The organism is uncultured Campylobacter sp. (genome assembly GCF_938018145.1).
Taxonomy (GTDB): domain Bacteria; phylum Campylobacterota; class Campylobacteria; order Campylobacterales; family Campylobacteraceae; genus Campylobacter_A.
In genome coordinates this window covers 1-8927 of record NZ_CALIII010000226.1, presented here as the reverse complement: position 1 = coordinate 8927, position 8927 = coordinate 1, and the positions used below count along the sequence as shown (strand labels likewise).

Sequence of the window (8927 nt, the reverse complement as noted above, 5' to 3'; positions counted from 1 at the left end):
ACGTTATAGCCAAGATAAAATTCCCTCACGCCAAATGAGCTTGTTGTATTTGTCGTATCTGTGTTGTGGCCAGAACCATCGTTTGCAGAGTATCTTAAGCCCAACACGCCAAAAAAGTTATCGTCAAGAGCGGCCTTAAAAGTACCCACAAATCTAAAGTTGTGAGCTGCTTTTGTCTCTTTTGCATCATTTACTTTTAGCTTATTGCCCGTATATCGATATCTAGCAAATCCTGAAAAATCTACGTCTTTAATAGCTTCTTCAAGCGGAGTAGCATTTAAAGTAGAGAAAGCGCCAAGCGCAACCAAAGCAGCTAAAGAAATTTTAGCAAGTTTCATAAGTTCTCCTTTATAAAAGTTTTATAGGCATAATTCTAGCACAAAAGCGGCTGCAGTAAGCTTAATAGGAAAATTTAACATAAATAATGGCAAAACTTGTATATATCAGGATTTTTGAGGTTATTTTTGATACTTGATATTATCAAAATGCAAATACTATCAGCAAAGCTTAAATACAAAAACTAAATTTTAATGATTTTTATGAGAAAAAAGATAAAAAAGGGGACGCACATCCCCTTCTTAAAAGGAGTTCTAACTTTGATTGCTTGTAAGAATTATAAAATATTTCGGTAAATCAACGGCTAATCAAAGCTGATATTTTCACTTTTCGGAACTTCGATTAGAATTTTTTTGTTGCTTTCTTGCTGTTGTGGGCTTTTTGCAGGACTTGTACTTTTAAATTTCGGCGTTTTATTTACTTTATGCGTAACGTGGTGCGTTCCGCTTTTTATGAGCAGCATCTCAGTGACGAGTCCGCCTGAAACGCTTGCATAGACGGTATCTCCGCTAGAAAAGTAAAATTTATCCGCACAGTACTTGCCGCTAGGCAGTTTGCCGTTTGATACGTCGATTGATTTTATATCGTAGCAGTATCTGCCGCCGTCATAGGTTACGCTTGATATCACGCCGCGTAAAGAGCCTCTAACGGGCGCAGGTTTTTGAACGACTGGTTTTTGGACGACTTTTGGCGCCGGTTTTTTCTCAAAAAATGCGCAACCGCTAAAAACCAGCAAAACGGCGGCTAAATTTAAAAACTTAAGCCTGAACACTAAGGACGTTCCCGCCGAGTTCGGCTATTCTTTTATCTACGGCTTTCGTTGCTTTTTCTATCGTTTTTTGCGAAATTTCAGGTAGCTTACCGCCCCAAATTTTCTCGGCCTCTTTAAAACCTCTTAGCATGCCTTCTTTTCCGGCTTCGAGCTTTTGCAAGTCGTCTCCTGCGGCGCTAATGATAAAATTTGAAATCCTATCCGCGGTGTTTGTGATACCGAAAAATCCATTCTCGCTCACTAGATCGCTGGCTTCGCTTTGGCTTAGTTGCGTTATAGGCTTGCCCTCGTAGCCGATAGATTTAAAATCGACGCCGGACAAGATATCGTTTAGAGAATTTATGCTTTTGCTTTGAGCGCCGAAAATGTCGTTAAATTTTGCAGAACCGTTAAAGGCCGAAACCTGAGATAAGAAATTTGAACTCGAATTTGAGTCCGCTCTAGCCTGAAAATGCGACAAATAGCTATTTGTTAGCTGCTTTACGTCGATATTTGCGTAGGCTTCTTGCATCCTTTTTATATTTTCGTTTTGATCTACGCTTGTCGTATTTTGGACGTTTTGCACGTCGTAGCGAGGTTGCGGGATGTATGGATTTTGGCTTAAACCGTTGATGCTTTGCATGTTTTATCCTTTAGATTTTACTCTGTATTATATATCGTCAAATTTAGGATAAAGTTAACGGGTAAAAAATTATTTTACCCTATCGCCGACGTGGCCGTTGTATACGATGTCCTTGGCGTCGATGTTTTCGTCAAGTAAAATTTCGCTTATCTTGCCGCTTTTTTTAATGCTTTCGATATCTTGTTGCAAATCCTCTTGATAGCTGTATATCATCGCGGCTCCTGAGACGCCCTCTACGCCCTCTAGCGCCTTAAAAAGCTCTATCTCGCCGTCTAAATTTTCCGCGCTCATCACGACTACGATCTTGCCGTCTTGCGCGGCGATGACCTCGCAGCCTTTTACTTGCTCGATTCTTTTAGCCACCTCGGCGGCTTCGTTTCCGTCTTTTGTATATACTATCGCACTTGATATGTTCATTTTACGCTCCAAAATTTAACCTCTTTTTCGTACGCGACGCTGATTAGCCTGCCGCTATCGGAGAGGTAAATTTCATTTAAAATTTGCTGTCCGGTTTTTACGGTCGCGAGTTTTGTCTTGCTTGCGATGTCGTAGACCAGGATATCGCTCTCTTCGCCGTTCATATACGCTAGCGTTTTGGCGTCGTCGCTAAGCCCCGTCGCATAAACGATAAAATCGGACTTAAAATAGCTCATTGAGCCGTTAAAAACACCTGCTTGTTTGTCGATGCAGCCCACGGCTACGACGTCATTTTTGTAGTCGATGTCATACATATTGTCTTTAAAGAAATTTAGCGTTTGCTCGGTTTGGCGAGTTTTTAGATTATAGATATAAATCACGCCGCTTTCGGCTCCGATAGCGATTTTGTCGCGGGTTTTATTGATCTCAAAATCAACATAAAGCGCGATGGAAAATTTATGTTTAAAGACCGCTTTTTTACTCTCTAGGTCGATGTAGTAAATTTCATTGCCAAAGTCCGATACTACCGCCGTTTTTTCATCTATAAAAAATGCTTTTTTAGCGGATTTGTTAGCTAGGTGCATATTGCTAACCTCGCTCCAGCCGTCATTTTCTTTTTTAAAAACGTACAAATAGCGCTCGTTGTAGTCCATCTCGGTTAAAACCAATAGCATATCGCCCAGGCGGTCGATACTAAAAATCTTTGCGGGCTCTTCGTCGCTAAAGTGCGTTTTGACCGTGCGAAATTTGATCGGTTCTAAAAATTTATCCGCCTTTATGTCGTAGATATCAAGCTCGCTACCGTCCGTGCCCAGATATAAAATTTCATCTATCAAATTTGAGCTTATCACGTTTGCGCCGGCTTTTATGACCTTGTCCGGTTGCGAGATCTCAAGCGGTGCCGCCGCTAAATTTGCGGTCAAATTTAAGCAAAAAATCGCCGTAAAAAATAAAATAAATTTTCTCATAACGCCTCCATTTTGATACTATTCGCGAAGCAAACTTCCATACACTGCGCGCAGCCCGTGCATTTTTGATTTACGCTCGGACGAAAAACGCCTAAAAAATCGATCGCTCTAAATTTGCAAACGTCCTGACAGCTACAGCAAATCGTGCCGTTCCAAGCAAGACAACTATGCACGTCGATAAAAATTTTAGCTTCGATTTTAGCTGCAAATTTTAAATTTAAAACCTCTCGTCCCGCCTCTTCGCAAGCGAGCGCACACTCTTTACAAAAGTTGCAACCCAAGGACTTAAATTTAAAATTTACTCTCTCGTTTTCAAAACTCAAAAGCTCTCTTTCACAAGCGCCAACGCAAGGCGCGTCGCAATCAGCGCAGTTAAATTCGCCGCAAAAATAAGGCGGCGCGATAAATTTTTGAGCGGTTTTGCCGCCCAAAAATTTAGTAAATAGTTCGCGTCTGGATACGCTCACCTAACGCCTTCGTTTAGTATATCTAGAAGGTTTGATCGGTGTTGCGCGTCTTGCTGACGGCTAAAGTCAGGCTTAAAGTTATTTTTCACGCGCGGTTTAACGTTCGCTTGAGGAACGTGGCAAGTGGTGCAGTTATAGCGATCTTGACTTAGTTCGCCGCCTTTATCTTTATTAAATCTTATACTGTAAAGGTGCGATTTAGGGATCGGCGTAGCGCCTACGTCTTTCGCGACCTCAGGCATATGGCACGTAACGCACATATTGTTGTCTTTCGTGATAGGAAGCAGATCCGCGATATCGTGCGGGATTAGCGGAGGCGCGTTCTCGAAAGAGCGCTCGTATTTTTGCGCTTCACCCGGCATCGGGCTAGTCCAGTTAATATCCGCTAAAGTCACGTTCTCGTCGGTAACTTCGGCCGTTCTTAAGCCTGATACGTCGCCGACGCTAGGGTTATTGCAGCCGATGAGTAGCGCAGCGGCGCACACGACTCCAAAAATAAGCTTATTAGCTTTCATTAATTTCTCCTTAAATTTCTTATATTAAATTTGAGCGCGTCGTCATCGCAGACGTCGATACAGCGTCCGCAGCTGATGCACTCGCTCGAGGTTATAAACCCGCTTTGCTTGCCGATAATGCCGAGCACTTGGTTTTCCGGGCAGATTAGCTTGCATTTCATGCAGCTAGTGCAGCTAGCCGCATCGTGCTTTACCCTGATAAGGGCAAATTTGCCGGCTATCGCGTAAAAAGCGCCCAGCGGACAAAGCTTTGAGCAGACTAATCTATCGCCGATAAACGCGTCTATCGCAAACACGCCAAATGCCACGAATAGCCACAGCGTGCCGCCGTAGATGACGCCGCGCTGAATAATGCCGATAAAGCTAACGCCCTCAAACGCCGGAGCCGAAGTGACTAGCGAGATAAAAAGCGTAAATCCTAAAACGTAATATCTCGCGCTTCGCGTGAAATTTACGAATTTTTTATCTTTGTCGTAGCCAAGCTTTACTCTGACCCAGCGAGCGGTTTCGGTGATGATATTTACCGGGCAAACCCAGCTGCAAAAAGCGCGCGGAGCGACAATCGCGTAAAAAGCAAACACGATAGCGGCTCCCACAAGCGCGCCCGAAGCGATACTAAAACTAGCTAAATATAGCTGCAAAACGGCAAACGGATCGCTAAGAGGAACGACTCCGAAAAGCAAAGACGAACTGAGATTGCCTTGTAAAATTTTAATTCCGTAGTAGTTGCTCGCAAAAAACAGCCCTAGGATCAAAATTTGACTTATCCTTCTTAAAATCAAATATTTCATAGCAAATCTCCGCTATTTAGATAGTCGTTTAGCTTTTTCTCGTCGGTTTTAAACTCTTTTGGTTCGGCATCTTTTAGCTTTTTATCCGCGCCCTCGACCCAGCCTTTTACGTACTGTTCGTTGCTAGAGCCCAGCCCTATCTCGCGCGGAAGCACGAAGATAGAAGCTTTTGGCGTCACGCAAACTTGTTCGCACATGCCGCAGCCCGTGCAGTAGTCGGCGTCCACGACCGGTTTAAAAAACGCATGCTTTTGCGTGCGTTCGTTGCGGACATATTCAAGCCTTAACGCTTTATCTATCAAAGGACAGGCGCGGTAGCAAGCGTCACAGCGAAGTCCCTCGTAAGCGATGCAGAAATTCGGATCCAGCACCGCGATACCCATTTGCGCTTTGTTTATATTTAGCTTGCCGTTATCCTCGCTCACCAGCTTCGTATCTAGCGCGCCGGTCGGACAAGCGACCGTACACGGGATATCCGGGCACATATAGCACGGAATTTTACGCGGAGTATAAAACGGAGTGCCGTAAGGCAATCCGTCGTCTAAATCCGCAAGCTTAAGCGTATCCCAAGGACAGGCTTCTACGCAAAGCCCGCAGCGTATGCACTCGCTAAGGAAATTTTTCTCCTTTAAAGCACCCGGCGGCCTGATGAGTAGAGTTTGGGCTTTAGCCGTCGTTTGCGTACTCCAGATAAAGCCGCCCGCGAGAACCAAACTAATCGCTTTTAACCCAAATTTTAAAGCCTCTCTTCTATTTTGCATTATTAAGCCTTGTAAATTTTAACCGCGCATTTTTTATAGTCGGTCTCTTTTGAGATCGGGCAAGTCGCATCTAGGCAGACTTTGTTGATATACACGTTTTCATCAAAAAACGGCACGTAAACTAGTCCCGAAGGAGTTTTGTTTCGTCCGCGCAGATCTAGCCTTGCTTTTACCTTACCGCGGCGAGACTCGACCCAAACTACGTCGTTATGCTGTAAATTTAGCTTTTGCGCATCGCCCTCGTGCATGTAACAAAGAGCCTCAGGTACGGCGCGGTAAAGCTCAGGAACGCGCATAGTCATAGTGCCGGTGTGCCAGTGCTCCAAGACGCGGCCCGTGCATAGCCAGAAAGGATACGTAGTATCAGGCATCTCGCAAGGATCCATATAAGGGCGGAAGAAAATTTTAGCCCTATTAGCGATAGAAAATTTCTCGTCTCCGCTAGTTACTTTGGTCAAATCGCCTTTTTGCAACTTGGCTTTTTTATTGCCGTAGAATGCAAACTGCTTGCCATCCTCGGCAAATTTCTTCGCGTACGGATCGTATTTGGCGTTAAATCTCCACTGAGTTTCTTTACCGTCTACGACGGGCCACCTTAGTCCGCGCACTTTGTGATAGGTATCAAAGTCCGCCAGATCGTGTCCATGACCTGAGCCAAATTTGCGGTAGTCTTCCCAAAGATATTTTTGGATGAAAAATCCGTAACCCTCAAATACCTTGCCGTCTGAGCCGACTACTTTTCTGCTGTCGCCAAAAACTTCTGAGTTATCAAAATCTTCCATTATAGCGTCTTTTGCAGGATAGCTCTTAGCCTCTTCGTTTGCGAAAAGCACGTCAAATAGCGTATCTTCTTCGCTATAACCCATGGCTTTTGCCTCGTCTAGCACGCTTGGAAGCGTTAGCTTATCGTCCACTTTTTGTTCGCCCCAAACCTCTTTTAGCTTAAAGCGCTTAGCAAATTCCAGCATTTGCCAAGTATCGCTCATCGCTTCGCCTACCGGAAGGACTTGCTGACGCCAGTGCTGCGTTCGGCGCTCGGCATTACCGTACGCGCCCCATTTTTCGTAAATCATCGCAGTAGGCAAGATTAGATCGGCAACCTTAGCCGAGATGCCCGGATACGGGTCTGAGACGATGATAAAGTTATCCATCTCGCGAGCGGCTTTTATCCAGTGGTTTGCGTTTGCGGTGTTTTGCCACGGGTTATTTACCTGCACCCACGCCCATTTCATCTTTCCGTCTTCCATATCGCGCATCATTTTTACGTAGTGGGAGGCGACTTTCGGATTTAGCGTGTTTTTAGGAAGTTTCCAAATTTTCTCGCTTATTTCGCGGTGTTCGGCGTTATCTACGACCATATCCGCAGGCAAGCGGTGGACGAAAGTACCGACCTCGCGCGCCGTTCCGCAGGCGCTTGGTTGTCCGGTTAGCGAGAAAGCGCCCTCGCCCGGTTTTGCTTGTTTGCCAAGTAGCATATGCACCATATAGGCTTGCTCGTTTACCCAAGTGCCGCGTTGGTGCTGGTTAAAGCCCATTGTCCAAAAGCTAACTACTTTTCTACCTTTTTCGATGTACCAGTCGGCTAGTTGCTTTAGTTTTTTCTTAAATTCTTCCAAATCCTCGTTTGGATCGCCTTTTATTAGCGGAGCGGAGAAATCAAGCGTATAAGGTTTAAGAGCTTCTTTAAATTCCTCAAACGTGATTTGCCAGTGTTTGCCCGCGGTAGCCGTATTTTTATTTTCCATCACGTCGCCCTCTTTATAGCCTAGATAGCCCAGAGTCACGCCTTCGTTTTTGCTTAGTTTCTTATGAAGCTCCGTCTCTACGACGTCTTTTTCGTTTGAGTAGTTAGGATGATTTGGATTATTTCTAAGCCCGTAGCCGATATCGGCAGGTCCCGTCGCAAATACGCAGTGGCTATTTACGTAGTCCCAATCGATGGCTTCAGGATGATTATAAACGATCTCGTGAGCGATGTAGTTCCAGATAGCAACGTCGCTTGAAGGAGCGAAAATAATCTCGGAATCGGCGATATTTGACGTTCTAGTCGAATACGTGCTTAAATTTACGACCTTTACGCGCTCGGGATTGCTTAGCTTTTTATCGCTTACGCGCGCCCAAAGTATCGGGTGCATCTCGGCCATATTAGCGCCCCAAGCCACGATAGTATCGGTTAGCTCTATGTCGTCGTAGCAGCCCGCAGGCTCGTCGATACCGAAAGTCTGCATAAATCCGACGACCGCGGACGCCATACAGTGGCGAGCATTCGGGTCAATAGAGTTGCTTCTAATACCCGCTTTCCATAGTTTGACGGCTGCATAACCCTCTAAAATAGTGTATTGACCCGAGCCAAAAACGCAGGCTGAATGCACGCCGTTTTTCTTCATGGTCTCTTTATATTTTTCCGCCATGATGTCAAAGGCTTTTTCCCAGCTAATAGGCTTAAATTTGCCTTTTTTATCAAATTCGCCCTTTTCGTTCATGCGTAAAAGCGGCTGAGTGATGCGGTCCGCGCCGTACATGATCTTGGCGTTAAAGTAGCCTTTGATGCAGTTTAGGCCGCGGTTTACTGGTGCTTCAGGGTCGCCCTTGACGGCTACGATTTTGCCCTCTTTGGTTGCGATCATTACGCCGCAGCCAGTTCCACAGAACCTACATGCAGCTTTATCCCAGCGCCAGCCCTTTTCAGCTGCGTTTTGCGCAGCTACCATAGAGCTAGGCAGCGCTATACCGGCACTCGCGCAAGCAGCCGAAGCGGCGGCACTTTTTATAAAATCTCGTCGATCCATTTTCTCTCCTCGTTTATTTTTTAAGATAGTTCTTAAAAATCAGGCGGATATTAACCGTTACAACCTAAATTTAAGTTGATTAAAAACAATTAGTTCTTTAGCAATATTTGGCATTCAAATTAAGACCAAAATTATCTTTATTTTGCCTATTTTAGGGGTAAAGCTTAAAATTACGAATAAATATATTTCTTTATATTTAGTAAATTTGATATTCTTTTTGATAACAAAACCCATAATATTTTAGAAACTATTTATAAAATATAAATTTAACGTGTAAAATCGTAACATTTTTTCATTGTAAATATAAAGCTATATATCAAGTATAAAAACAGTGGTCTATTTTTAAATTTAACCTTTTAAAAGCGCTAATTTTAGGCTAAATTATCATAGGTATAAAATTGATTAAAACTCAAGACCGTATAGCTCATAAATTGTAAATTTGATCAAATTTGAGCTATATATTTAAGTTTTATTTTTAATTTTTAAAAT

At 44.0% G+C, this 8927-nt stretch carries 10 protein-coding genes; all 10 read right to left on the bottom strand.

Annotated elements, in window-relative coordinates; all coding sequences use genetic code 11:
- On the bottom strand, positions 1-338 hold a 338-nt coding region (locus tag Q0338_RS05140; RefSeq protein ID WP_298085821.1), incomplete at its 3' end, for a major outer membrane protein.
- A 302-nt stretch (positions 339-640) separates the two neighbouring features.
- Positions 641-1108: a hypothetical protein gene (locus Q0338_RS05135; protein ID WP_298085820.1), complete on the bottom strand. Its 468-nt coding sequence runs from the start codon at positions 1106-1108 to the stop codon at positions 641-643.
- Positions 1095-1730: a hydrogenase-4 component G gene (locus tag Q0338_RS05130; protein ID WP_298085819.1), complete on the bottom strand. Its 636-nt coding sequence runs from the start codon at positions 1728-1730 to the stop codon at positions 1095-1097. Before Q0338_RS05130 ends, Q0338_RS05135 begins: the two co-directional genes overlap by 14 nt.
- Positions 1731-1799: 69 nt before the next feature.
- The gene (locus tag Q0338_RS05125) at positions 1800-2147 is read right to left on the bottom strand and encodes a chaperone NapD (RefSeq protein ID WP_298085818.1); all 348 of its coding nucleotides are present in this window, start codon (positions 2145-2147) and stop codon (positions 1800-1802) included.
- A complete protein-coding gene (locus Q0338_RS05120; RefSeq protein ID WP_297936841.1) occupies positions 2144-3115 on the bottom strand; it encodes a nitrate reductase in 972 nt (323 codons plus the stop codon). The genes Q0338_RS05125 and Q0338_RS05120 overlap by 4 nt, the downstream gene beginning before the upstream one ends.
- On the bottom strand, positions 3112-3582 hold the full coding sequence (locus Q0338_RS05115) for a 4Fe-4S ferredoxin (protein ID WP_298085817.1): 471 nt from the start codon (positions 3580-3582) through the stop codon (positions 3112-3114). The genes Q0338_RS05120 and Q0338_RS05115 overlap by 4 nt, the downstream gene beginning before the upstream one ends.
- On the bottom strand, positions 3579-4097 hold the full coding sequence (locus Q0338_RS05110) for a nitrate reductase cytochrome c-type subunit (RefSeq protein WP_298085816.1): 519 nt from the start codon (positions 4095-4097) through the stop codon (positions 3579-3581). The genes Q0338_RS05115 and Q0338_RS05110 overlap by 4 nt, the downstream gene beginning before the upstream one ends.
- Positions 4097-4888: a quinol dehydrogenase ferredoxin subunit NapH gene (gene napH / locus Q0338_RS05105; protein WP_298085815.1), complete on the bottom strand. Its 792-nt coding sequence runs from the start codon at positions 4886-4888 to the stop codon at positions 4097-4099. Before napH ends, Q0338_RS05110 begins: the two co-directional genes overlap by 1 nt.
- Positions 4885-5649, bottom strand: coding sequence for a ferredoxin-type protein NapG (napG, locus tag Q0338_RS05100; RefSeq protein ID WP_298085814.1), 765 nt, complete (start codon positions 5647-5649; stop codon positions 4885-4887). The genes napH and napG overlap by 4 nt, the downstream gene beginning before the upstream one ends.
- A 2-nt stretch (positions 5650-5651) precedes the next feature.
- Complete coding sequence (napA, locus tag Q0338_RS05095; protein WP_298085813.1) at positions 5652-8438, bottom strand: nitrate reductase catalytic subunit NapA; 2787 nt, start codon at positions 8436-8438, stop codon at positions 5652-5654.
- Positions 8439-8927: the final 489 nt, after the last annotated feature.